This is a genomic window from Duganella rivi, from assembly GCF_009857435.1.
Lineage (GTDB): Bacteria > Pseudomonadota > Gammaproteobacteria > Burkholderiales > Burkholderiaceae_D > Rugamonas > Rugamonas rivi.
This window is the reverse complement of record NZ_WWCK01000027.1, coordinates 1-274: the sequence shown is the minus strand read 5'-3', so window position 1 is coordinate 274 and position 274 is coordinate 1. Positions and strand designations below refer to the sequence as shown.

Here is a 274-nt window from a genome sequence, read left to right as displayed (position 1 = left end):
ACGGCAGCACGGAGCTTGCTCTGGTGGCGAGTGGCGAACGGGTGAGTAATATATCGGAACGTACCCAAGAGTGGGGGATAACGTAGCGAAAGTTACGCTAATACCGCATACGATCTATGGATGAAAGTGGGGGATCGCAAGACCTCATGCTCCTGGAGCGGCCGATATCTGATTAGCTAGTTGGTGGGGTAAAGGCCCACCAAGGCAACGATCAGTAGCTGGTCTGAGAGGACGACCAGCCACACTGGAACTGAGACACGGTCCAGACTCCTAC

The 274-nt window shown here is 54.7% G+C and carries 1 rRNA gene; it reads left to right on the top strand.

The window, feature by feature from the left end:
• Positions 1–274, top strand: a 16S ribosomal RNA gene (locus GTP45_RS29440); the annotation flags it as partial.